Genomic DNA, 22,908 nt, shown 5'->3' on the forward strand with positions numbered 1-22,908 from the left:
GACGTCACGTCAGATTGCGCTCCACCAGGCTCAACAATCGTGCCAGCTCCGCCTGTTCGGCCGCCGAGAGGCCCCCCAGGGTCAACTCCTCCAGCTCGCCCCAGATCTCGCCGACCTGCTCGCACAACGCCTGCGCCGCCGCCGTCGGTGCCACGATGACGGCGCGGCGATCGGTCGCGCTGCGACTGCGGCGCACGAAGCCGGACTGCTCCAGTCGCTGCACCATCCTGGTCACCGTGGAGGCGTCCAGGCCCAGCTGCTCGATCAACTCGCCCTGCGGCAGCGGCCCGCGATCCCAGAGCAGCATCATCAGCAGCTCCTGCCCGGCATGCAGACCGGAGCGGCGCAGCAAGCGCTCGGCCGCGGCGCGATGCAGGCGGGAGACCCGGGCGATCGCATGACTTGTGGTGTCTCGTATGGCAGGCACTTGATGATTGTACGCCCAATCGCCTGATGTGAATCCTTGCTACTCCCCTTGCCAACGCAGAGGCTTGGGGATTTACTTGGCCGTACAAGCAATGGCCGTACAAGCAATGGCCGTACAAGCAATTGGCCGCGAGGGGCCACAAGCCGGACTCCGGCAGACGAAGGGGGAGCCAGTCATGCGCGCCATCAGTGCGAGTGTGCGAGCCAACGACCCGCAGCGCGGCGACCGGATCGCGTTGGACCGAGCGGCGATCTGGGCCGGCCTGGTCCGCAAGGCGGAGAACGCCGTGCCGTTCGTGGCCGCGATGGACGAGTGCCGGGTGCTGGAGCGGACGGCGAACGGCCTGGTCCGCGAGGTGGTCTTCCACGGCGAGCGGGTGCGCGAGACGGTGGTCTTCGAGCCCATGACCCGGGTCAGCTTCTACCGCGACGACGAGCAGGCCCGCTGGGTGATCCACAACGACATCGAGGAAGGCGCCGACGGTGAGCTGCTGCTCACTTTCCGGGCCGAGCTGGACCTCGGCGGCGGCTCCGATGAGGACGCCGCGGCGGACCGGATGCACGCGGGTTATGTGAAGGCGATCGAGACCACGCTCGCCCTCAGCCGCGAGGCGCTGGGCTGAGGGCGGGGGCGCACGAGGCGCTCGGCTGAGCCCTGGGGGCACGAGGCACTCGGGCACGTGGCACTCGGGCACGAGGTGCTCGGCTCCCAGGGCCGCGCGCCGGGGTGCCGCCGTCCGCGCCGGGGGCGGTCGGCGGCACCCCGGTCCGTCAGCGTCAGGGCGTCTGCCCGTAGAGCCGCTCGACCCGCAGCGTCAGCAGCCGGCGGCGCTCCTCGACCATCGCGGCGCGGTACTCCGCCCAGTCGGGGTGCTCACCGCTGCCGGCCCGGTAGTAGTCGACCAGCTGCGCCACCGTGTCGTCATCCGGCGCCTGGGCGACCGGCGTCAGCTCGGCCGTGCCTTCCGCGACCGCCCAGGTGAAGAAGTCCGGGCTGGTCACATGGAGGCTGACGCGCGGGTCACGGGCCGCGTTCTTGGCCTTGGCGCGATCCGCGGTGACCGAGACCCGGATCAAGTCCCGCTCCGGATCGTAGACATAGAAGATATTGGACAACTGCGGGCGCCCGTCCCGCTTGATGGTGACCAGCACACCACGCTTCCCCGATGCGAACAGCTCACGCATCCTGGCTTCGTCGGCCATCAGACCTCTCCTCCGCTCCTAGACATGAACTCGACACAGACTCGACACGAACCGGACAGCAACCAGCGGGTCGACCTCGGGCATCAACGATCCACGCGACCTCCGCCGTCCCAGTACATCCTGCACAGCATGACCAAGACTCCACGTGATGAGCGTGTGATGTCCACGATGCGGGGTTGTTACCACCATGATGATCCGTCTAGTCTGCCTGCCAGCTGGCATCTGCCGGCACCCATGCGCGGCACGCCTAGTCCTGCCCACCGCGCCCGGGATCCTGACCACCACACCACGTCAGGGCAGGAGCGGGGGACCCAGGTTCAGTGCCGTCCCGCGCGGCTAGGGGTGAAGCCGCCCACCGGATCCGTCCGGTCAGGCGGCCGGGCCAACCTCCCGGCCCGAACCCGACAGCTCACCTCGCAGGCGTGCGGAGAGGAAACAGACCCATGGTCTTCACCGGCCCTGGCCGCCATCGCCGCCCGACCCAGACCGAACGGGCCGTCGCGGCGGCCACCGTGGCGGGCGCGGGGCTGGCGCTGCCGCTGCTCGCCGCCACCGGCGCGCACGCCGCCCCGGCCAGCACCTGGGACGCCGTCGCCCAGTGCGAGACCGGCAGCAACTGGACCATGGACACCGGCAACGGCTACTACGGCGGCCTCCACCTCACCCAGCGCCAGTGGGACCACTACGGCGGCGACGAGTACGGCGCTGAGCCCTCGCACGCCACCAGCCAGCAGCAGATCGAGGTGGCCGAGGCGCTGTTCGAGGACCAGGGGCCGGGCACCTGGGGGCAGTGCGCGGTCACGGCCGGTCTGACGACGCCGGGCAACTCGCAGGGCGGGCCTGGCGCGCCCGGTACGCCCGGTACGCCCAGCGCTCCCGGTACGCCCAGCGCGCCGGGTGCTCCGACGACTCCCCCGGCGAGCGCGCCGAGCGCTGCCCCGAGCACGCCCGCCACGCCGGGCACGCCAGGCGCCCCGACATCCCCGGCCGCGCCCGGTCTTCCCGGCCTGCCCGGCGCACCTGCCGCACCTGGTACTTCGGCGGCCCCGCCCGCGTGGACGAACCCCGCAGCGCCCGCGAGCCCGGCCACCCCGGCGCCCGGCGCACCCGGCAACGCCGTCCCGAGCGCCCCGGCAGCCCCGAGCACCCCTGCCACTGCGGGCGCCCCGACGGCCGGCGCCGCCCCCAGCACCCCGGCCCAGGCCGGCACCCCCGCCCCGGCAGCCCCCAGCACCGCCGCGGCGCCCACCGGGCCGTCCGCCGCCGTACCGGCGCCCGCTGTGCCCGCCGCGCCCCCGCAGCAGACCGGCACGCCGCAGCCCGTGCCGCCCGGCACCCAGGCGCCCGGCACGCCCACGACCGCGCAGCCCGCCGCCGGCGGCTACACGGTGCAGCCCGGCGACTGCCTCTCGGAGATCGCCTCCACCCACCACCTGGACGGCTGGCAGCAGTTCTACCAGCACAACGCCGACGTGGTCGGTGCCAACCCGAACCTGATCCTCCCGGGCCAGCACCTCCAGTTCCCCTGATCGGCTTCCTCTGATCACCTTGTTCTGATCACCTTGTTCTGATCATCTGACGGGCCGTGGGCCGTGGGCCGTGCGAGTGCACTCCCCACGGCCCGTCACAATGGAGTCATGTCCCGACGCACCGCCGCGAAGCCAGCCGCTCAGCCCACCACCTGCCCCTGCGGTCTGCCCGCCGCCTACGCCGACTGCTGCGGCAAGCTGCACCGCGGCCTCGCCCAGGCCGCCACCGCCGAGCAGCTGATGCGCTCGCGCTACAGCGCCTTCGCGGTCCGGGACATCGCCTATCTGCTCCGCAGTTGGCACCCCGACACCCGCCCGGCCGAGCTCGACCTCGACCCCGGGCTCAGCTGGGAGCGGCTGGAGATCCTGGGCAGCACCGAGGGCGGCCCGTTCCACACCGCCGGCACAGTGGAGTTCCGCGCCCACTTCCGCGAACGCGGCCGGTCCGGCAGTCTGCACGAGAACAGCCGCTTCGTCCGCCACGACGGCGCCTGGGTCTACCTGGACGGCGACCACTCCGAGGACTGAGCACAGACCACCGCCGAAAGGATCCGCGATGGCCCAACTGCCGCTCGCCGACCATCTGCGTACCCTCCCGCACGGCATCGTGTTCGCCGCCGTGCACTTCACCGACGGCGACGGCCACCCGCTGCTGCTGAAGTCCGTCTACGACCCGGACGTGTGGCAATTCGCCGGGGGCAACCTGGAGTTCGGCAGCGACCCGTGGGACAGCGCCCGCCGGGAGGTCCGCGAGGAGACCGGTCTGCTGCTGCCGGCCCAGCCTGCCCCGCCGCTGCTCGCCCTGCTCTTCGTGGCGGCCGCGGGCGAGTGGCCGTTCAAGGTCGGGGTGGTCTTCGACGGCGGCACCCTCACGGCCGAGCAGTTGGCCGGCCTCGCCCTCGACCCGGCCGAGCACACCGAGTTCGCCGTCCGCCCACTCACCGAGTGGCGCACCGAGCTCACCCCGGCCCGACTCGCCCTGGTCGAGGCCGTCGCCCGCGCCCGGGACACCGGCCGGGCCGCCTACCTGCACCTCCCGCAGCAGCGGACCGGCAACTAGGGCCGCCCCCGCCGGAGCGGACCAGGTGGACGCCCGCCGGCAGCGCGTTGAGCCGGAGCGCCCGGCGCGCGCTGCAACGCCGGCCTGCTGCGCCCGAGCGCCGGCGCGGTGTCCCGCTGCCTGTCTGGCCGTGCTTCCGGCCACACAGGGGTCGGTTCGGGCCGGCTCTGCGGAAACGTGGGTCCCGGCTGCCGGGCCTGGACTTCAGCTGGCACACGTGGCTCCGCCGCTTCCGGGCGAAGGCGCCCGTAAAGGGCACGTGGACGCTGCCCGGGCACGGATGCATGGTCCTGAAACTGGAGAACATCCCTGTTTCCGAGGGTGAGGGCCTGGTCCTCGTGGAGATCCGTGAGAGGTCCCGCGACGGCGACCACGCCGCCGGGTGGCATGACTACAAGCAGTTCAACGAGGACGCCTGGCTCATTCACACCGACGACGGCCAGGTGTCGATCAACGGCGACTTGCGGGTCCACGGAGCGTTCCTCGGGCGACTGACGGCACGGTGCGACGGCCGCCCGGCAAGACCATGGGTCCGACGGGGCGGCCGTCGGCAGGGGGCAGCCACAGGCGGAAGGCAGGGTGGGCACGGAGCGGCGATCGCGACGAGAGTCCGGTGCTCGGGTATCTCGCCGCGCAGCTCTAGCCTGCCTCGCCCGCCCGGTCCCGGCTGCCCATCAGCTTCTCGGTGAGCGCCTGCCGCTTGGCGAACACCTCGGTCCGGCGCTCGGTCATCTGCCTCAGCGCGTCCTTGCGTTCGCGCTTGGCGAGCCGGTCGACGTAGAGCCGGCCTTCGAGGTGGTCGGCCTCGTGCTGCAGGCAGCGCGCGAAGTATCCGAACCCCTCGATGGTGAGCGGCTTTCCGTCCTTGTCGTAGCCGTGCATCACGGTGTGCGCCGGCCTGGCGACGTCCATCGTCGCGCCGGGGACGGAGAGGCAGCCCTCGACGTCTTCGACCAGCCGGCGCCCGCGTGCGGCCGTGTCCTCCTCGATCACCGGGTTGAGGATGTGGCCGACGTGCCGCACGCCGTCCTCGTCCAGGCAGTCGTAGACGAACAGCCGGAGGTCGACGTCCACTTGGTTGGCCGCCAGGCCCGCGCCGGCGGCGATGTACATGGTGGCGAACATGTCGTCGATCAGCCGGGCCAGCTCCGGGGTGCCGAACTCGGCGTCCGCCGGGCCGCACGGCCGGTGCAGGATCTGCTCCCCGATCTCGGTAATCCGCAGCACCGAACCCCGCACGGCCTCCGGCGGCAACACCGGGTACCCGTCCACCGGTTGGCCTTGGAGCCGCACCCGCGCTCCGCCTCCGGACCGCTCGAAGGCCTCCAACACTTGCACATCCTCGGGCGATTCGGACATCGGCGACTCCCTCTCCTCGGCTAACCGGCTTGCTGGCGTGCTTGCTTGCGTGCGTGCTGGCGTGCTGGCGTGCTTGCCAACGGGCTTTGCAAAGTAGCAGACTTTGCAAAGTGACTGAAGATCTCGCAGCTTCCGCTCCCGGCACGGCCTCTGACGGTCTGCCGGACCATGAGGTGCGCACCGCGCTGCTCCAGCTGCTGGCGGCCGAGGGCACCGTGACCGCCACCCTGGCGGCCCAGCGGCTCGGCTACAGCTCCGGCCTCTGCTCGTTCCACCTGCGCCAACTGGCCCGCCACGGTCGGATCGAGCCGGTCCCCACCAGCGGCGGCCGGGCCCGCCCCTGGCGTCTTCGGCAAGCCGCCGGCGACGAGCCGCCAGCGGCTCAGTTCGACCAGCTGGCGCGGCGCCTGGAGGACGAGAGCTACCATCGCTGGCTGGCCCGCCGCGAGCAGGCGGAGCCGCAGTGGCGGCAGGACGAGGCCTTCAGCTCGGTCGTCTATCTGACCCCCGAGGAGCTCGGCCGGGTCGCCGACTCGGTGCGCCGGCTCCTCGCCGAGTTCCAGCACCGCGAGGCCGACCCGGCCAACCGGCCCGCCACCGCCCGGCCGGTCGCCGCCATCACCCGGCTCTTCCCGCTGCTGCCCGAGCCAGCGGAGCAAGCGGACTGAGCGGAACAGGGTCCGCCGAAAACCCCTGTTCAAACGCGCTGGCGCTGGCTAGCTTCACAGCCATGGACCTCCCAACCACCCCCGCAGGCAACCGATTCGACAGACTCGACACCAAGGCGGTGGCCGCGGCCGCCGTCGCCGTGCTGCTCTGGGCCTCCGCCTTCGTGGCGATCCGCACCGCCGCCAAGCACTTCGGCCCCGGCGAACTGGCGCTCGGCAGACTGGTGGTGGGGTCCGTGGCGCTGCTCGCCGTCTGGGCGTTGCGCCGGGAGGGGCTGCCCCGAGGTGGTGCTTGGCCGGGCATCGTGGTGTCCGGGCTGCTCTGGTTCGGGCTCTACATGGTGGCGCTCAACTGGGGTGAACAGAAGGTGGATGCGGGCACCGCCGCGATGGTGGTCAACATCGGCCCGCTGGTGATCGCGCTGCTCGGCGGGCTGGCGCTCAAGGAGGGCTTTCCGCGCGGCCTGCTCGCCGGGATGGCGGTCTCGTTCGCCGGGGCGGTGGTGGTGGGCATATCCAGCAGCGGCAGCGGGCATGGCTCGTCCGTCCTCGGTGTGCTGCTCTGCCTGCTGGCCGCGCTGCTCTACGCCGGTGGTGTGGTGGCCCAGAAGCCCGCGCTCCGGCACGGCACCGCCCTCCAGGTGACCGCCTTCGGCTGCCTGATCGGCACCCTCGCCTGCCTGCCGTTCGCCCCCTCGCTGCTCCACCAGGTGCACCGCGCCCCGCTCTCCGCCGACCTGGACCTGGTCTACCTGGGCCTGTTCCCGACCGCGCTGGCCTTCGGCGTCTGGGCCTACGCCCTGTCCCGGAGCACCGCCGGACGGATGGGCGCGACCACCTACGCCGTGCCGGCCCTGGTGGTGCTGATGTCCTGGGCCGCCCTCGGCGAGGTGCCCGGCTTGCTCACCCTGCTGGGCGGCTGCCTCTGCCTGGGCGGCGTCGCCCTGTCGCGACGCCGCAGTTGAGGCCGTGGCAGGTCAACTCCCGTAGCGCAGCCGCTTGTAGCGCTCCCAGAGCCCTGACCGGTCGCCGTGCCCGAAGTTACCCTCCAACAGCATCTCCAGGAAGACGGCTTCCGCCTCCGCGGTCCCGCCCCGGTAGCGGTCGCGGGCCGACTCCACCCACGCCGCCACCGGCCGGGCGCCGCTCCCGGCCGCCTCGATGTCTACCGTGAAGATGCAATGGCCGGTCCAGCTGCGGCAGATCACCAGCCGGTTGCCGTCGAGGAGCACGTCCCACTTGTCCTCCATGCTCAACGACCGCACGCCGTGCCGGACTCGCTGCCACTGGCCGGGCGTCCACGCCAAGTCCGGCACGGCGAGCGGTTTCGGCTTCAGCATCGGCTTCACCGGGGTCACATCGCCGGGCCCGGTGTCGGCGCCGAGCCGCTCGGGCTCGACCCAGTCGGGCAGTTGCTCGACGGCGGCCAGCCACTCCCCTGGAATGCCCGCAACTCCCAGCCGGGCCGCCAGGATTCCGCCGACGATCGCGCAGGTGGTGTCCACATCGCCACCGGCCGAGGCGGTCGCCCGCAGCCCGGCGGCGAAGTCATCCAGGTGCCGGGCGGCGCACCAGAGCGTGAACGGCACGGTGTCGAATGCGCTGACGTTGCGCCCGTTGCCCAAGCAGTGTGCGACCAGCTCCACATGGGGCTGGGCGGCCAGCTCCAGGGCCTCGCCGATCGCGTCGCGGACCCGGCCCGCCGGGGTCAGCTCGATCACCGGGCGCAGCAGCTCCTCCGGGGCCAGTCGGCGCCCCCGGCTGCCGGCCGCCACCGCTGCCGCGACCGCCACGGCCACCGTGCCGGCGACCGCCTCGGGGTGGGCGTGCGTCACCTCCGCCGAGCGCGCGGCCTGCCAGGCCGCCTCCACCGGGTCGACCGCGAACCAGGCGCCGAGCGGTGCGACCCGCATCGCCGCGCCGTTCCCCCAGGAGCCCTGTCCGTCGAACAGCTCGGCGGCCCGCTCCTGATGCCACCCGCTCTCCCGGCTCTCGCGGAGCAGTTGGTTCATCGCCGCGCCATAGCCGCGGTCGAAGTCGTGGTGCTTGGCGAAGGCGGAGCCCAGTTCCCGCTGGTCGACGGTGCCGCGCAGCCGGAGCGCGGCGAAGACCGAGCAGGCCATCTCGGCGTCGTCGGTCCAGGGCCAGGGGGCGGCGGGCAGGTCACCCGCGCGGAGCACGGCCAGCGTCTCGGGGACGAAGTGCTGGGCGCCGTACGCGTCACCGACGGCCACGCCGTACAGCGAGTCGCGCGCGGCGGCACGATGGTGGAAGGAGCTCCAGGAAGTGGTCGAATCGGTCGAAGAAGAGAAGTGATCAATCATCAGCAGACATAATCTCACCGTCACCTGCGAGAGGAACCACCGTGTCGCTCACCCCCGAGGACCAGCTCCAGCGCGCGCTCGCCTTCCGCGATCTGCATGCAGCGCCGGGCGCCTTCGTCATGCCCAACGTGTGGGACGCCGGCACGGCCAGCCTGCTGACCGGGCTCGGCTACCAGGCGCTGGCCGGCACCAGCGGCGGGCTGGCCAACAGCCTCGGGCGGGCCGACGGGGCCAATCTGGTGCGGCGCGAGGAGACCCTCGCCAACGCGCGGGCGCTGGTGGGCGCCACCCATCTGCCGGTCTCCGCCGACTTGGAGGGCGGCTTCGGGGCCGAGCCCGAGCACGTCGCCGAGACCATCCGGCTCGCCGCTGACGCCGGTCTGGTCGGCGGCTCGATCGAGGACGCGACGGGCGATCCGCAGGCGCCGCTGTACCCGTTCGCCGAGGCGGTGGCGCGGGTGCGGGCGGCGGTGCTGGCGGCGCGCGAGCTCGACTTCCCGTTCACGCTGACCGCCCGCGCGGAGAACTTCCTCTACGGGCAGCCCGATCTGGACGACACCATCCGCCGCCTGCAGGCCTTCGAGGAGGCGGGTGCGGACGTGCTCTTCGCCCCCGGACTGCCCGACGCGGAGTCGGTGCGCGCCGTCTGCGCCGCCGTGTCCCGTCCGGTCAGCGTCCTGGCGGCCGGGCCACTGCTGAAGTTGACGGTGGATCAGCTCGGCGAGCTGGGCGCGCGCCGGATCAGCCTGGGCTCCGGCCTCTCCCGTGTGGCCCTCACCGCCACCCTGCACGCGGCCCGGGACATCCAGCACACCGGCTCCTTCGCCGCCCTCGCCGACGCCCTGTCCTACGCCACCGTCAACGCCCTCCTCAGCGCCCCGGGCCCGGACTGGCCCTGAGCCGGCCGCACCAGGCCCTACAGCCGGGAGCACACCTGGAACAAGCGTCAAGAACAGGTTGACGATGGGCGATCGTCAACTTACTCTTGACGCATGAGCCCACTCGACATCAGCCTCGCCGACCTGATCGCCCGTCTCGACGAGGAGCTCCCCGACGCCAACGAACTGGCCCGCATCAGCGAGGCGCGGCTGCGCGCCCAGACGCTGTCCGATCTCGGTGACCAGCTCATCGACCACTACGTCAGCAAGGCCAAGCAGACCGGCGCCTCTTGGACCGAGATCGGCGACGCCATCGGCGTGTCCAAGCAGGCCGCCCAGCAACGCCACACGCCCGCCGCCTTCGAGCGGTTCACCGACCTGAACCGGCACAGCATCGTGCTGGCGCAGGAGGCCGCCCGAACCCACAAGCACGACTTCATCGGCACCGAACACATGCTGCTCGGCCTGCTCCGCGAACCGCGGGGCCTGGCGTACGAGGTGCTGGTGGCGAAGGCCGGGTCGGAGCAGCGCGTCCGCGACGCGATCGAGGAAGCGCTGCCGCCGGCCGGGGAGAAGGCGCTGCGCGGTCACATCGCGTTCCGGCCGGAGAGCAAGGAGGCCATCGCGCAGGCACGCCGTTCATCTATCGACCTCGGCCACGACTGGGTCGGCACGGAACACACGCTGCTGGGCCTGATCCGCACCGAGGAGAGCCCGGCCGCGCAGATCCTGCGCAGCCTCGGCTTCACGTCAGACGAGTTGCACGAGACGGTGAAGACCGAGATCGCCAAACGGCTCGCCACGCGCGACAAGCAGTAGCGGAACGATCGGCCAACGGGCGGAGCGGTTCGAGACCTGCGAAGCGGTACCGCACTGGGCCTCGGCGCGGATTGACGGCGCCGAGACCCTGGTCCGCCGACCCGAGGCCAACCGGCCCGGGCGGCGGGCCTTCGTCTCCGGCACGAACCCTGGGCGGCGAGAGCCCGATCCGTAACAGCGGGGACTGATACTGCCGCCGGAGCCTTGGCGCGGCTGCCCCGGTCAGGCAGGCTGCGCTGCCGTCTGCTCCTCCGGCGCCGCACTCTCCGCCGGCGGCCGGCCCTGCCGGCCTTCCCGGTGTCGGCGTTCGATGCGCTGACCCCAGCCGGCGCCGACGACGATCAGGACCGCGCCGATGGCGCCGTACAGCCCGAGGTGGTCGCCGCCGAGGAGTACGCCGACCAGCAGCGCCCAGACGGGTTCGGTCCCGAGCAGCAGGCTTACCCGGGAGGGCGAGGTGCTGCGTACGGCCCATGTCTGGACGACGAACGCGAAGACCGTGCAGATCAGCGCGAGGTAGAGCAGATCGGCCCACTGCACGGGCCCGATCCGGGTGGCGAGGGAGACGGCGGAGCCTCCGACCAGTGGGCCGGCCAGGCAGAACAGCGCAGCCGCCGTGGCGAGTTGGATAAAGGTGAGGTTGAGCGAGTCGTACGTCTTCCCGGCGGACCGTCGGTGCATCACGGTCACGTGCACGGCGCGGATGGCCGCAGCAGCCAGGATCAGCCAGTCGCCGAGGGTCGGGGCGTGCAGGCCGGAGCGGGAGGCCAGCAGGCCGACGCCGACCACGGCCATCACCGTGGCGAGGAAGAACCGGGCGGGAAGCCAGGAACGGCTGACGGCGCTCTCCAGCAGCGGGGTCATGACGATGGTGAGGCTGATGATGAGCCCGGCGTTGGTCGCGGTGGTGTGGGCGACGCCGAAGGTCTCGAGCGCGAAGATCACGGCGAGGATCAGGCCGAGCAGCGTCCCGGTGACGAGCTCGCCCCGGCCGGCTCCCCGCAGCCTGCGGAGGGCGAGCGGCAGCATCGCCACCGTGGTGACCACGAACCGCAGGGCGAGGACGGCGACGACGGTGGCGGGCGTGACGAGTTCCTTGACGGCCAGGTAGGTGGAACCCCAGACGGCTGCCACGAGCAGCAGCAGGACGTCGATCAGGCCGGCGCGTGACTGGGTCTCCCGCAAGGGCTGTTCTCTCCTCCGTGCCGATGGGTGTTGCTCCGCCGCGGATGAACGTACCAGTGCGGATCAGCAAAAGGATCTTCGTCACGCCCCCCGGGTTCACAACCCCTGGATGGCCTGGCCAAGTTCGGTGCCGTAGGAGGCCCAGCAGATGATCGAACCATCGTCGTCGAGCTGGCCCATGCACCACTCGCCATCCGCTCGCACCAGGCACAGCCCGTGGAACGAGAGGATGACGTCAGGCTGGAGTGGGACGTAGTCGTGCCGGCCGAACTCCTCGATGACGACGAATCGTTCGAGGGACAGCAGGACCGCTTCGGAGTCCCCCGATTCGGAGCGCACCCGCTCCATCGTCCACCCGTCGGGAAGGCCTGTGTCCACCGCCCCATGGTCGCATGCGATAACTCGGTGGCGCGAACGGGTCGTTGCGTACCAGCATGGCGCAGCATGAGTGACCGAGCCGCGCGCTGGACCCGGGCAACCGTCTACCCCGACATGTGGGCCGATCCGGACGACGACCCCCGCAACAGCGAAGGTCCGGACCCGGAAGGCGAACTGGCCACGCTGCTGGACTACCTGGCGAACTACCGGCTGACCCTGCGGATGAAGTGCGCGGGCCTGAACGCGGAGCAGTTGGCCCGTCGGTCGGTTCCGCCGTCGACGATGTCGCTGCTCGGGCTGGTCCGGCACCTCGCCGAGGTGGAACGGGATTGGCGCAACTGGCTCACCGATGCCGACCCGCTGCCGAAGCTGTACGGCAAGCGCGACGCGGACTTCGACGGAGCCGTCGCCGAGCAGGCCGTGATCGACGCCGCGTACGTCGATCTGGAGCGCGAGCAGGCCGCGACCGACGCCGCGCTGGCCGAGTTCCCGGACCTGGGCGAGCGGGTGGGCAGGGACGGGGTCTCCATTCGGTCACTGATGGTGCACAGGATCGAGGAGTATGCCCGTCACTGCGGGCAGGCCGACCTGTTGCGCGAGTGCATCGACGGGCGGGTGGGCCAGTGACACGGGCCGCCTTGAGGATGACATCGAAACGAGCAGTAGCAGCCGAGCCCGGCGCGGGAGTCGGCTGGGGCGCCCTCGACCAACCCCGCAGCCCCTCACCGCCGCATATCGAGTGGCCCGCCGCGCCGCCCGGCACTACCGTGCGCCCATGGTCGAATCACACCAGGGCGAACCGGCGCCGGGATCCGGGCGCGGGCAGGCCGCGTTGACGCGGTTGTGGGAGCGGCGCTGGCCCGACTGCCCGCCTGTCTCATACCGACTGCGCGGCCCCTACGGGGATGTCTGGGTGCGCTTCCACAGCCTCCCGGAGTCGAAGCGGTATCCGGAGGACGAGGGCGAGTACGCCATCGTGCTTGGGCGCTACAACACCGTTCTCGACGAACTGTTCGCCGGCACCGATGTCTACGTCGTCACGCCGCTCTGGACGAACGACCCCGACGTCCCGCCGCACCAGCCGGAGGACGGGTACTGGCGGAGCGTACTGGCCGAGGACGACGATGATCCGGAGTTCCGCGTCTACTGCCATCTCTTCGCCATCCGCCGCCGCTGGCAGCGGGGTTGCCTCGACGAGCTGCTGCGCGCCGTCGCGGACGACAAGGTGGCGGGCGTGCTGATCACCGACACCGAGCTGCGGCGCATCCACGCCCCCTACGACGGCGGGGCCGATGTGCTCGTCAGCACGCCCGAGGAACGCGACCGACTCCGCGACCGGCACGGCGACTGGCTCTCCAGCCACCCGGCCGGTCTCTGACTGCCGCGTCCACGACCGCAGTCCCGGATGCGGCCTCAGTCCCGGATCCCGGCCGCTCGCAGCCTGCGGCGGACATCCTCCCACTCCGGCGTGATGACCTCCGTGGTGCGGGAGCCCACCCCGCGGTCCTTGGATCCGCTGGAGGTGGCGAGGCACACCACCGGCCCGCCGAAGTCCGCGGCCTCCGCTCCGGCCTCCGCTCCGAGAGCACGCAGGCCCGCGAGCCCGGCGGCGCTGGAAGTTCCGTCCACAGGCCGGCGCGGGCCAGTTCACCGTGGGCGGCCGCGAGTTGCTCGTCGGTGAGTTCGAGGGCCCGGCCGCCACTGTCCCGCACGGCGACCACGCCGCGGTAGCCGCTGACCGGGGAGAACAGCGCGGGGTCGGCCCGGTCGTAGGCGTAGTCGACCTCGACCGGGTAGGAGACGTCATCCGTGCTGGTACGCGGGCAGCCGGCGGTCAGCGGGGGCCAGAGCGGATAACTGATGCCTGGATCCCCCAGCGATCGCTGCGCGGTTGCCAGAGACGCTTCTGCTGCCAACGAGGTGTCTGTAGCCACCCGTTGAGCCTATCCCCCGCCCGCCACGGGCACCTGCGACAGTCATCCGCTCACCAGCTGTACCAGCCTGATCACCAGCACGGCGACGGAGAAGATCAGGTAGCCGCGCAGGGTGAGGAGCCCGGCGCGGCGGCCCGGACTCATGTCGGGGCGCCTCAGGTTGTCGAGGGGCGGGGTGCGCCAGGCGGCGCGGCGTTCGGCGAGTTGTTCGCGCCACTGCTGCCTGTCGACCCCGGCGGGACGGCGGTCGGCGGACGGGCGCGGGCGCGGTCGACGCCACCACAGCACGGCGGCGGTCAGCAGGCCCAGGATCGTGCAGCCGGCAATTCCCAGCAGGATCTGGTGGGTTGTGAGGTCGGGGTAGAAGGTGGTGACGACCGGGGCCAGCGAGAAGGTGGTGACCGCCCAGGCGATCAGCCCGGCCACCGCGTTCTGGCGCGCGGTGTTGACCCAAGGCCCCAGTACCGCCTTGTCGTTGGCGAGGAGCAGCAGGAAGACCACGGCGGATGGCAGCAGTACGCCGTTGAGGGCCTCGATGTAGTCGATGAACGTGCCCATCGCGTCGCCGGCGGTGAGCACCAGCGCGGCGCAGCCGGCGAGCAGGACGGCGTAGCTGCCGTAGAACAGCGGGGCCTGGCGAGGCTTCCAGTGCAGCGAGTGCCGCATGCTCGGGAAGATGTCGCCGAGGGTGTAACTGGTCGTCAGTCCGACCAGATTGGCGCCGATCAGCGAACCGTCGAGGGTGGCCAGGGCGATCAGGGCGCCGATGCCGTGGCCGATGTAGCGGTCCAGGGCGTGGGCGGTGCTGCCGATGGTGTCGAAGTTGCCGAAGGCGTCGGTGTGGGCGAGTCCGAACGCCGTGGCCGCCAGCAGGGCGAGGGCGGCGGCGAGTTCGATCAGGATGCCGGCGCCCAGGTCGATGCGCGCGTAGCGGATCCAGCGCGGGGTGATGCGCTTGTCGACGATGCTGGACTGCTGGAAGAAGAGTTGCCAGGGTTCAACGGTGGTGCCCACGATGGCGATGATGATCAGCAGCAGGGTGCTGTTCACTCCCCCGGGCAGGTTGGGCACGAACCCGGCGGCGGTGGTGGCGGCCGAGGGGTGGACCAGGAACGCCATGGGAAGGGCCGCCAGGTTGACGACCACCAGGAACACCATGAAGCGTTCCCAGATGCGGAAGGTGCCGCCGGCGATGGCCAGCGAGAGCAGCACCACGGACGCCGGGACGGCGAGGTAGTCCGGTATGCCGAAGTAGCCGAGCGCCAGGGAGAGTCCGAGGAAGTCGGCCATCACGGTGGCGGCGTTGATGATCAGCAGGTCGATGACCGAGAAGGTGCCCCAGAACCTGCCGAACCTGGCGAAGATCAGCCTGGCGTGGCCGACGCCGGAGACCGCACCGAGCCGGATCACCATCTCCTGGTTGACGTACAGGATCGGGAAGAGCAGCACCAGGACCCAGAGCAGGCCCATGCCGTAGTTCTGGCCCATCTGCAGGTAGACCTGCACGCCGCCGGCGTCGTTGCCGCCGCCCATCACGATGAGGCCGGGGCCGAGCACGGCCAGCAGCATCCGCAACCGCTTGCGCCGTGAGGGAGTTCGTCCGGTCTCGGCCGACGGGATGCTCCCGAGTGCTCCGATGATGTCGCGGTTCTGACCGTCTGGGGCCGAGGAGTCGAGGGTTCCGGCCGGTGCGCCGGAGGCGGGCAGTCGGCCGGGATCGTCTGTCGTCACGTTGCTCCACTCCAAGGTCAGCGCGACACAAGCTGATTGGGCCCGCGATCGATGCCGGTTGGCGGATCGGTCGCGGCGGAGCCGGGTCTCCGGGAGGGGTGGCCCTGCTCGGGAGAACGAGAAGGGTGGCCCTGCCTGGGAGGACGAGAACCGGCCTGGGTGAAGACGTCAACGGCAGGCAGCACCGGCTTGCGGAAGCGTGCTGCACTCACTCTTGGCGGGGATGGAGTTCATGGTAGGGGCGGGAGAAAACGGCGGTCAACGATGGGGGATTCAGTTGCTTCCCATTGGAATTGGAACCCGGCGCTCCAAACTGCGAACCAGCCCGCAAGGGTCAGGCCAGCGGTGTCAAAGTGCCGTAGGAGTCACCGAGATGGGCCGTGAGGTCGGGGTGGCGCTTGAGCAGGGTGTCGATGTCGTCCCGGGCGCCGGGCGACTGTGCCAGCCGGCTCGGCAGCACCAGTCAGCCGCCCTGTTCGGGCGGGGTGAGCCCGGAGACCAGGGCGCGGCGACGGACCGATGACGTCAGCAGCTGGTGAGGATGACCAGTTGCCGGGTCGCCCGGGTCATCGCGACATAGCGGTCGACGGCCCCTTCGATGCCCTCGCCGAAGGTCTCCGGGTCGATGAGGACGACCAGGTCGAACTCCAGCCCCTTCGACAGCTCCGGGGTCAGCGACCGGACCCGGGAGGTCTCCTGGAACGCGCCGACTCCGTTGTCACCAGTGCCGATCACGCAGGCGACGCCTTCGGCGTGCTCGGCGAGCCAGCTGTCGAGGATCGTGTCCAGCTCCGCAACGGAGCCGTGCCGGACGGGAGTTCCGCTGCGTCGGATCGAGGTCGGCACATTGGCGTCCGGGAGGGCCGCCCGGATGACCGGCTCGGCTTCCGTCATCACCTCTTCCGGCGTGCGGTAGTTGACGCTCAGGGACGCCACGTCGACCCGGTCGAGCCCGATCCGCTCCAGCCGCTCCTGCCACGACTCGGCGAACCCGTGCCTGGCCTGGGCGCGGTCCCCGACAATGGTCAAGCTGCGGGACGGGCAGCGGAGCAGCAGCATCTGCCACTCGGCGTCGGTCAGTTCCTGCGCCTCGTCGACGACGATGTGCCCGAACGGGCCGGCCAGCCGGTCCGGGTCGGCGGTGGGCAGCGCGGTCTCGTCGATCAGCGTGCTCTGCAGGTCGGCCCCGCGGAGCATGGTCACCGCGCCCTCACCGTCGTCGTCGGCCTGGACGATGTGCTCGATGACATCGGCCATCCGTGCGCGTTCGGCGGCGACCGCGGCCTCCTGGCGGCGCTTGCGCCTGACGTCCGCGGGGTCGCCGAGCCGCTGCCGGGCGGCGTCCAGGAGCGGCAGGTCGGACACCGTCCAGGCCTGGCCGTCCGCGCGCCGCAGCTTGCGCACCTCGTCCGGGCTCAGCCAGGGGGCGCACATCCGCAGGTAGGCGGGCACGGTCCACAAGTCCCCGACCAGGTCGGCGGCTTCGAGCAGCGGCCAGGCGCGGTTGAGGGTCGTGACCAACTCGGCGTCGTGCAGCAACGACCTGCGGAACGCGTTGCGCGAGATGTCGCCGTCGTCGTCACCGTGCTTGTCCAGCAGGATCGTGACCAGGGCCTCCCAGATCAGGTCACGCGCTTCGTTGTGCGGGATGCCCGGTTCCGCCGCCTCGAACGCCTCGGCCCAGTCGTCGGGGCCGAGCCAGAGGTCGGACCAGTCGGTGCTGACCGTCATGCCCTCGCTGGGCGGCTCCTCGTAGAACCTGACGGCCTTCTCGATCGCCTTCACCATGTCGGCGGACGCCTTCAGGCGGGCCACCTCCGGGTCGGACTCGATCGCCGCCTTCGCTCCCTCGGTGACCAGGTCGCGCACGGTGCAGGTCTGCACGCCCTCCTCGCCGAGGCTGGGGAGGACGTCGGCCACGTAGGCCAGGTAGGGCTGGTGCGGGCCGACGAACAGCACGCCGCCGCCGCGGTGCTGGTGGCCGAGGCGCGGGTCGGCGTACAACAGGTAGGCGGAGCGGTGCAGGGCGACGACGGTCTTGCCGGTGCCCGGTCCGCCGTCGACGACCAGGGCGCCCCGGGAGCCCGCACGGATGATGGCGTCCTGGTCGGCCTGGATGGTGGCGAGCACATCCCGCATCCGGGCCGAACGGTTGGTGCCCAGGCTGGCGATGAAGGCGGACTGGTCGTCGAGTGCGGCGCGCCCTTCGAGCCCGTCGGCGGTGAACAGCTCGTCCCAGTAGTCCGTGATCCGGCCGCGGGTCCAGCGGTACCGGCGGCGGCTTGCCAGGCCCGTCGGGTTGGCGTGGGTCGCCGCGAAGAACGGCTCGGCCGCCGGTGAGCGCCAGTCGAGCAGCAGCCGCCGGCCGTCGCTGTCGGTGAGGCCGAGTCGCCCGATGTACACGGGCTCGGGGTCGTCCGCGCTGACGATGTGGCCGAGGCACAGGTCCAGGCCGAAGCGGCGCAGGGCGCGCAGGCGGCCGGTCAGCCGGTGGATCTCGGTGTCCCGGTCCATCGCCTCCCGGCCGGCGCCGCCGGGCGCTTTGCGCAGCGCGTCAAGGCGGTCGGACAGTTCGCCGATGGCCTGCTCAAGGCTTTCCGCGATGGCGGCGAAGTGCTTCTCATCGGCGGCGATCAGCGCCGGGTCGGCCTTGGCGGCGAGCCGCTGGGGCAGCTCGAACGCGCTGGTGGTCAGGGGATTCATCGCTGCAGCTCCGCTCATCGGCCGACAAAGGCACAGGTATTCCATGAACCTCGCATTTCTGCAGGTCCACGGCTTGGATCAGCGATTGTGCGCCATGACCGGGGCCTTGCCGCAAGGCCCCCCACACGGTATAAATTAAGAGTGGCGAGGAGTGGGTTGAGCTTTCTTCTCTAGCAACCGCTCTGTTCGCTGGAACCGATGTTCGCAAAGCGGGGGCTCACAGCGCGAACCGGTGGCATGATCTCTCGCCGTGACGGAAACCGTGTCAACGCGCAGCTGCCCACAGTGCGGTGTCGCCTTCGAGTCTGATCCCAGGTACAGCGACTGGTGCCCGAGTTGCGAGTGGAACCTCGCCGAGCCGCCCATCAGCCGGCGCACGGCCCACCGTCGTGCGCGGGAACTGGCGCGGGCCGAGGCGTGGTACGCGCGGTTGGCCAAGCCTGGCTCAGCGGGCCGGATTTCGGGCAGCGACCTGGCCGCGGCGGTGTTGGCGTCACTCGTCCACCTGGTCACGCTGGCGGTCGCGGCCGGCTCGATCTGGCTGCTGCTGACCGGGCAGATCATCCTGATGGTGCTGGGCGTCGTCGGCGCGGGCCTGGTCTGGCTGCTGCGCCCGCGGTTCGGCGGCCTCCGGGAGGACACCGCCCAGGTGACCCGCGAAGAAGCGCCGCAGCTGCATGAGTTGATCGAGCGGATCGCCGACGAGTTGGGCGTGCGGCGACCCGACCGGCTCCGGGTGCAGGCCGGCTACTTGACCACGTACTCCCGTCGGGGAGTCCGTCAAGAAGTGGAGCTCACCATCGGGTTGGCGCTGTGGACGGTACTCACCCCGCAGCAGCGCATCGCCATGCTGGCCCGGGAGCTCGGCCACGGCGCGGTCGGCAGTCCGCGGCACGGGCTGTGGCTGCGGTTGGCGCTGGACACCCTGGATGCCTGGTACGGGCTGCTGATGCCGGGCCATGGCGACGAGTTGATGTCCGCCGGCTTCCGGAGTGCCGGCCTGGCCGGCTATCGGGACGACGTCGTGAGCGCCGCCGCCGTGCAGGTTCAGATCCGCGGCAGTGCACAGCGCGCCCTGATGGACGGGCTGGCCAATCGGCTGCTGCTGCTCGCGGCGCTGCCGGTGCGGTTGGCTCGGTACTGCTTGCACTGGCTGCTGGTGCGCGGCAGTCAGCAGGCGGAGTACGCGGCGGACGACCTGGCGGTCCGCGTCGCCTCCCCCTCGGCCGCCACCGCGATGCTGGACGCACTGTTCCTGGAGGAGCTCGCGGCCGCGTACCTGCGCCGGCAGCGCGCCCTCGTCGGGCACGGCGGGGTGGCGCGCCCGGCGGACATCGCGGAGGCGCTGTGGAGCGGGCTGGCCGACTCGGTGGCGTCCGTCCCGGAGCTGGAACACGAGCGCCGCCGCCGGCTCGCCATCCGCCAGGCCGCCGCCGTCGATGCCTGGCATCCGCCGACGCACCTGCGGATCCGGCGGCAGAGCGAGCGCCCCGAGCAGGCGGCGACCATCCTCGCCGACACGGTCGACTGGACGGTCCTCCACGCCGAGTTGGAGGACTCGCGCTGGCGGACGGCCATTCTGGTACTGGGCATCTGACGTTGTGTCAGCCATCAACTGCGGTGAGTGTCCGCAGTGCTCGCAGCAGCGCCTCGGCCTCTTCCTCCGGCAGCGGCGCCAGAAAGCGGCGTTCGGCTGCCAGCCGCACGTGTTCCGCATCGTTCAGCAGCGTCCGCCCCCGTTCGGTGAGTTGGACGACGTTCTTGCGGCGGTCCAGCGGGCTGCGACGGCGCTCCGCCAGGCCCTTGGCCTCCAGGGCGTCCACCAGCCCGACCATGGTGGTGCGATCGACGCCGAGCCGGCCGGCCGCCTCCAGTTGGGAGAGCGGGACGTCCTCGGCCAGCACGGCGAGAACGGCGAGTTCGCGGCCGTTGAGCCCGAGTGGCGCCAGTGCCTCGGCCGACGCCTCGGCGTACCGCAGGTGGGCGTGCTTGAGGAGGTAGCCGAGGCGGGTCGAGAGCTGGTCGATGCCGTTCGCGGTGGTTTGGGGTGTCTCGCTGGTCATGGCGGTAAGGGTATCGAGCCCTGATCCGCCCGACAGATAGTCAGGAGTACTGACGATTGGCTAAGCTGACGAACCATGAGCCACTCTTCTCACCAACCATTAATGTTCGGCATTAAGACCACCCCCATGCGGGTCCCCTATCAGGAGATCCTCCGCGTCTGGCAGGAGGCCGACGAGCTTCCCGAGATCGCGGATGCCTGGCTGTGGGACCACCTGATGCCCATCGTCGGCCCCAAGGACGGCGACATCCTTGAGGGTTGGACCCTGCTCAGCGCCCTCGCCGCACGAACCGACCGACTTCGCCTGGGGCACCTGGTCACCAGCAACCGGCTCCGGCACCCCGCCCTGCTCGGCAAGATGGCGACCACCCTCGACGTCATCTCCGGCGGACGCCTGATCGTGGGCCTCGGCGTCGGCGGCACCCAGCAGCCGCCCGGATCCGGCGGGATCGCGGGCGAGAACCCCGCAGCCGCCGAGTACGCGGGCTACGGCCTGAGCCTGGTGCCACCCGGCGAGGGCATCGCCCGGCTCGCGGAGACCATCGCGATCCTCCGCGGCATGTGGACCCAGGACGTCTTCGACTTCGACGGCCGCTACAACTCCCTTTCCGGCAACCGCAACCAGCCCAAGCCGGTGCAGCACCCCGGCCCGCCCGTCCTGATCGGCGGCTGGGGAACCCGCCTGCTGCGGCTGGTCGCCGAGCACGCCGACATCTGGAACATCCCCGGGCCGCCGCACAACAGCGTCGAATACCTTCGCGAGCGCAGCCAAGTCCTCGACGCCCACTGCGCCGCCATCGGCCGCGACCCAGGCACCATCACCCGGTCCGTGCAGTACATCGTCTCCTACGACGACCCGGCCGGGGACCGCGCCGCCCTCGCCCAGCTGATCGCCGCCGGCTTCACCCACCTGGTGCTCAGCCTGCGCAGCCCCTATCCCCCGGGCATCGCTCGCCGGCTGGTCGATGAGCTGATCACCCCGCTTCAAGCGGCAGCGGTCGTCCGCCGCCGGTAGGTAGGACTGCGCCACCGCCAAAAGGCCGATCGCCTCGCACTGTTCCAGGAGCCGCCCACCAGGGCATCCGCACCAAGAGCGAGCCCGAGTCACCCCCCCAGCCCCCGCCAGGGAGGCCCGGACCGGTGTGAAGCGAATCCTCTTGCCGAATCCGCACACCGTCCGTCAGGGTTCGATCATGACGAACCTCGATCAGGAAGCCGTCGCCGCTCCGGCCCTCGCACCGGAGATCCTCGGCTACTACCAGCAGGGCCGGGAGGACGGGCGGCTGCGGGCCGGCGCGGGCCTGCTGGAACTGCTGCGCACCCAGGACGTGCTGCGGCGACTGCTGCCGGCCGCGCCGGTCCGGGTGCTGGACGTGGGCGGGGGCAGCGGGGTCCACGCCGAGTGGCTGGCCGCCGCCGGGCACCAGGTGGAGCTGGTCGACCCGGTGCCACTCCATGTCGAGCAGGCCGGCGAGCTCGCGGGGGTGCGCGCACAGCTCGGCGACGCCCGGGCGCTGGCGGCGGCGGACGACTCCTTCGACGTGGTGCTGCTGCTCGGACCGCTCTACCACCTCACGGACGCCGCCGAGCGTGCTCAGGCGCTGGCCGAGGCCCGCCGGGTGCTGCGTCCCGGGGGCCTGCTGGTGGCGGCGACCATCAACCGGTTCGCCGGCCTCCATGACACCCTCAACCAGGGGCGCTGGTTCGACCCGGAGCGCCGCCCCTACATCGAGGCCGCGACCCGGGACGGCCGACTGCGCAGCGAGAATCCGCAGTCCGGCTTCACCACCGCCTACTTCCACCAACCCGCCGAGATCGTCGGCGAGTTCACCACGGCCGGCCTCACGCCGCTCGGTCAGTACGGCGTGGAGGGCGCCGGCTGGCTGATGGGCGCGGTCGCCGACTGGCTGGACGACCCCGCGCACCGGGAGTCGCTCCTGGACGCACTGCGGCTCACCGAGTCGGACCCGGCCCTGCTGGGCGTCAGCGGCCATCTACTCACGGCCGGCCGCAAGCCCGAGGCCGTCGCGATGACCCTGCTCAGCCCCGAACCCATCCACACCGAGCGGCTGACGCTGCTGCCACTGCGCGTCGAGCACGCTGAGGAGATGGCCGCAGTGCTGTCCGATCCGGCGCTGCACACCTACATCGGCGGTGAGCCGGCCACCCCGGCGGCGCTGCGGACCCGCTATGAACGCCTGCTGGCCGGCTCACCGGATCCCGCCGTCGCCTGGTGCAATTGGGTCGTCCAACTGCCGGACCAGGCCTGCCTGGTGGGTACCGTTCAAGCGACGGTCACGCTGGACGAGCGCGAGGAACTCCACGCGGAGGTCGCCTGGGTGGTGGGAACTCCCTGGCAGGGTCAGGGGTTTGCGTGCGAGGCCGCCCAGGGCCTGGTCAACTGGCTTGGTGAGCAGGCCGTGCGGACCGTCATCGCCCACATCCACCCGGATCACCAGGCCTCGGCCCACGTCGCCGCCTCGGCCGGGCTCACCCCCACCGACCAGTGGCACGACGGCGAGATCCGGTGGCAACTGGCGCGCGGTTGACGCGATGCCGGGCCGGCCAGCGCTGAAGCCGACCAGAGCGACTTTTCCGGGCCGGCCGCCACCTCGCCGGAGCCGAGCTGAGCCGAGCTGAGCCGGCCCC

General features: G+C 71.4%; 24 protein-coding genes, 1 pseudogene and 1 riboswitch. Of the genes and pseudogenes, 14 read left to right on the top strand and 11 right to left on the bottom strand.

All coding sequences use genetic code 11. The annotated features are described in order from the left end of the window. Positions 1-4: 4 nt before the first annotated feature. A complete protein-coding gene (locus tag P3T35_RS23280; protein WP_101384174.1) occupies positions 5-427 on the bottom strand; it encodes a MarR family transcriptional regulator in 423 nt (140 codons plus the stop codon). Between the two features lie 175 nt (positions 428-602). On the opposite strand from P3T35_RS23280, the gene P3T35_RS23285 reads away from it, so the two are divergent. Then, a complete protein-coding gene (locus P3T35_RS23285) occupies positions 603-1,049 on the top strand; it encodes an SRPBCC family protein (protein ID WP_180356786.1) in 447 nt (148 codons plus the stop codon). A 154-nt stretch (positions 1,050-1,203) separates the two neighbouring features. Here the strand turns inward: P3T35_RS23285 and P3T35_RS23290 are convergent, their stop codons facing one another. Continuing rightward, the gene (locus tag P3T35_RS23290) at positions 1,204-1,629 is read right to left on the bottom strand and encodes a PPOX class F420-dependent oxidoreductase (protein ID WP_101384172.1); all 426 of its coding nucleotides are present in this window, start codon (positions 1,627-1,629) and stop codon (positions 1,204-1,206) included. A 274-nt stretch (positions 1,630-1,903) separates the two neighbouring features. Further along, a riboswitch (cyclic di-AMP (ydaO/yuaA leader) is annotated at positions 1,904-2,066 on the top strand. Between the two features lie 6 nt (positions 2,067-2,072). On the opposite strand from P3T35_RS23290, the gene P3T35_RS23295 reads away from it, so the two are divergent. The 3 genes from P3T35_RS23295 (at position 2,073) to P3T35_RS23305 (ending at position 4,218) form a co-directional block, all read left to right on the top strand. Then, complete coding sequence (locus P3T35_RS23295; protein ID WP_101384171.1) at positions 2,073-3,158, top strand: transglycosylase family protein; 1,086 nt, start codon at positions 2,073-2,075, stop codon at positions 3,156-3,158. Positions 3,159-3,266: 108 nt separating this feature from the next. Continuing rightward, the gene (locus tag P3T35_RS23300) at positions 3,267-3,686 is read left to right on the top strand and encodes a YchJ family metal-binding protein (RefSeq protein WP_101384170.1); all 420 of its coding nucleotides are present in this window, start codon (positions 3,267-3,269) and stop codon (positions 3,684-3,686) included. A 28-nt stretch (positions 3,687-3,714) separates the two neighbouring features. Further along, positions 3,715-4,218: an NUDIX hydrolase gene (locus P3T35_RS23305; RefSeq protein WP_101384169.1), complete on the top strand. Its 504-nt coding sequence runs from the start codon at positions 3,715-3,717 to the stop codon at positions 4,216-4,218. A gap of 639 nt (positions 4,219-4,857) precedes the next feature. Here the strand turns inward: P3T35_RS23305 and def are convergent. Continuing rightward, positions 4,858-5,577 carry a peptide deformylase gene (gene def, locus P3T35_RS23310; RefSeq protein WP_101384168.1) on the bottom strand — a complete coding sequence of 240 codons (720 nt, stop codon included), beginning with the start codon at positions 5,575-5,577 and terminating at the stop codon, positions 4,858-4,860. Between the two features lie 110 nt (positions 5,578-5,687). On the opposite strand from def, the gene P3T35_RS23315 reads away from it, so the two are divergent. Both P3T35_RS23315 and P3T35_RS23320 read left to right on the top strand, forming a co-directional pair. Next, the gene (locus P3T35_RS23315) at positions 5,688-6,245 is read left to right on the top strand and encodes a helix-turn-helix domain-containing protein (RefSeq protein WP_101384167.1); all 558 of its coding nucleotides are present in this window, start codon (positions 5,688-5,690) and stop codon (positions 6,243-6,245) included. Between the two features lie 62 nt (positions 6,246-6,307). Next, a complete protein-coding gene (locus P3T35_RS23320) occupies positions 6,308-7,210 on the top strand; it encodes a DMT family transporter (protein ID WP_101384166.1) in 903 nt (300 codons plus the stop codon). Between the two features lie 12 nt (positions 7,211-7,222). Here the strand turns inward: P3T35_RS23320 and P3T35_RS23325 are convergent, their stop codons facing one another. Next, a complete protein-coding gene (locus tag P3T35_RS23325; RefSeq protein WP_101384165.1) occupies positions 7,223-8,569 on the bottom strand; it encodes an ADP-ribosylglycohydrolase family protein in 1,347 nt (448 codons plus the stop codon). Between the two features lie 41 nt (positions 8,570-8,610). Between P3T35_RS23325 and P3T35_RS23330 the strand changes: the two genes are divergently transcribed. Both P3T35_RS23330 and P3T35_RS23335 read left to right on the top strand, forming a co-directional pair. Continuing rightward, positions 8,611-9,468, top strand: coding sequence for an isocitrate lyase/phosphoenolpyruvate mutase family protein (locus tag P3T35_RS23330; RefSeq protein ID WP_101384164.1), 858 nt, complete (start codon positions 8,611-8,613; stop codon positions 9,466-9,468). Positions 9,469-9,561: 93 nt separating this feature from the next. Next, entirely contained in the window at positions 9,562-10,266 is a 705-nt protein-coding gene (locus P3T35_RS23335) for a Clp protease N-terminal domain-containing protein (protein WP_101384163.1), read from the top strand. Between the two features lie 222 nt (positions 10,267-10,488). Here P3T35_RS23335 and P3T35_RS23340 read toward each other — a convergent pair whose 3' ends face one another. Together P3T35_RS23340 and P3T35_RS23345 are read right to left on the bottom strand one after the other, a co-directional pair. Then, positions 10,489-11,451: a DMT family transporter gene (locus tag P3T35_RS23340; protein ID WP_101384162.1), complete on the bottom strand. Its 963-nt coding sequence runs from the start codon at positions 11,449-11,451 to the stop codon at positions 10,489-10,491. A gap of 96 nt (positions 11,452-11,547) precedes the next feature. Then, positions 11,548-11,829: a hypothetical protein gene (locus P3T35_RS23345; protein WP_280707569.1), complete on the bottom strand. Its 282-nt coding sequence runs from the start codon at positions 11,827-11,829 to the stop codon at positions 11,548-11,550. 66 nt (positions 11,830-11,895) lie between these two features. Between P3T35_RS23345 and P3T35_RS23350 the strand changes: the two genes are divergently transcribed. Beyond that, positions 11,896-12,456, top strand: a complete 561-nt coding sequence (locus P3T35_RS23350) for a DinB family protein (protein WP_101384160.1) — start codon at positions 11,896-11,898, stop codon at positions 12,454-12,456. A gap of 148 nt (positions 12,457-12,604) precedes the next feature. Beyond that, complete coding sequence (locus tag P3T35_RS23355; protein ID WP_280707572.1) at positions 12,605-13,207, top strand: hypothetical protein; 603 nt, start codon at positions 12,605-12,607, stop codon at positions 13,205-13,207. A gap of 35 nt (positions 13,208-13,242) precedes the next feature. Here the strand turns inward: P3T35_RS23355 and P3T35_RS23360 are convergent, their stop codons facing one another. From P3T35_RS23360 to helR, 4 genes are all read right to left on the bottom strand, one after another. After that, complete coding sequence (locus tag P3T35_RS23360) at positions 13,243-13,458, bottom strand: hypothetical protein (RefSeq protein WP_180356784.1); 216 nt, start codon at positions 13,456-13,458, stop codon at positions 13,243-13,245. A gap of 347 nt (positions 13,459-13,805) precedes the next feature. After that, complete coding sequence (locus P3T35_RS23365; protein WP_218976742.1) at positions 13,806-15,494, bottom strand: NRAMP family divalent metal transporter; 1,689 nt, start codon at positions 15,492-15,494, stop codon at positions 13,806-13,808. Positions 15,495-15,828: 334 nt separating this feature from the next. Beyond that, on the bottom strand, positions 15,829-15,954 hold the full coding sequence (locus P3T35_RS23370; protein WP_280707575.1) for a hypothetical protein: 126 nt from the start codon (positions 15,952-15,954) through the stop codon (positions 15,829-15,831). A gap of 65 nt (positions 15,955-16,019) precedes the next feature. Then, complete coding sequence (helR, locus tag P3T35_RS23375; RefSeq protein ID WP_101384157.1) at positions 16,020-18,197, bottom strand: RNA polymerase recycling motor ATPase HelR; 2,178 nt, start codon at positions 18,195-18,197, stop codon at positions 16,020-16,022. Between the two features lie 250 nt (positions 18,198-18,447). On the opposite strand from helR, the gene P3T35_RS23380 reads away from it, so the two are divergent. Continuing rightward, the gene (locus P3T35_RS23380; RefSeq protein WP_143677018.1) at positions 18,448-19,794 is read left to right on the top strand and encodes a M48 family metallopeptidase; all 1,347 of its coding nucleotides are present in this window, start codon (positions 18,448-18,450) and stop codon (positions 19,792-19,794) included. A gap of 7 nt (positions 19,795-19,801) precedes the next feature. Here the strand turns inward: P3T35_RS23380 and P3T35_RS23385 are convergent, their stop codons facing one another. Beyond that, positions 19,802-20,260, bottom strand: coding sequence for a MarR family transcriptional regulator (locus P3T35_RS23385; RefSeq protein ID WP_101384155.1), 459 nt, complete (start codon positions 20,258-20,260; stop codon positions 19,802-19,804). Positions 20,261-20,386: 126 nt separating this feature from the next. Here P3T35_RS23385 and P3T35_RS23390 point away from each other — a divergent pair, with 126 nt between their 5' ends. From P3T35_RS23390 to P3T35_RS23400, 3 genes and pseudogenes are all read left to right on the top strand, one after another. Then, positions 20,387-21,274, top strand: a complete 888-nt coding sequence (locus tag P3T35_RS23390) for an LLM class flavin-dependent oxidoreductase (RefSeq protein ID WP_101385529.1) — start codon at positions 20,387-20,389, stop codon at positions 21,272-21,274. A gap of 178 nt (positions 21,275-21,452) precedes the next feature. Further along, positions 21,453-21,962: pseudogene (locus P3T35_RS40445) on the top strand (class I SAM-dependent methyltransferase); the annotation flags it as partial. Positions 21,963-22,289: 327 nt separating this feature from the next. Beyond that, entirely contained in the window at positions 22,290-22,808 is a 519-nt protein-coding gene (locus P3T35_RS23400; RefSeq protein WP_280707651.1) for a GNAT family N-acetyltransferase, read from the top strand. The last annotated feature ends 100 nt before the right edge of the window (positions 22,809-22,908 follow it).

Source organism: Kitasatospora sp. GP30, assembly GCF_029892145.1.
GTDB classification, from domain to species: Bacteria; Actinomycetota; Actinomycetes; order Streptomycetales; family Streptomycetaceae; genus Kitasatospora; species Kitasatospora acidiphila.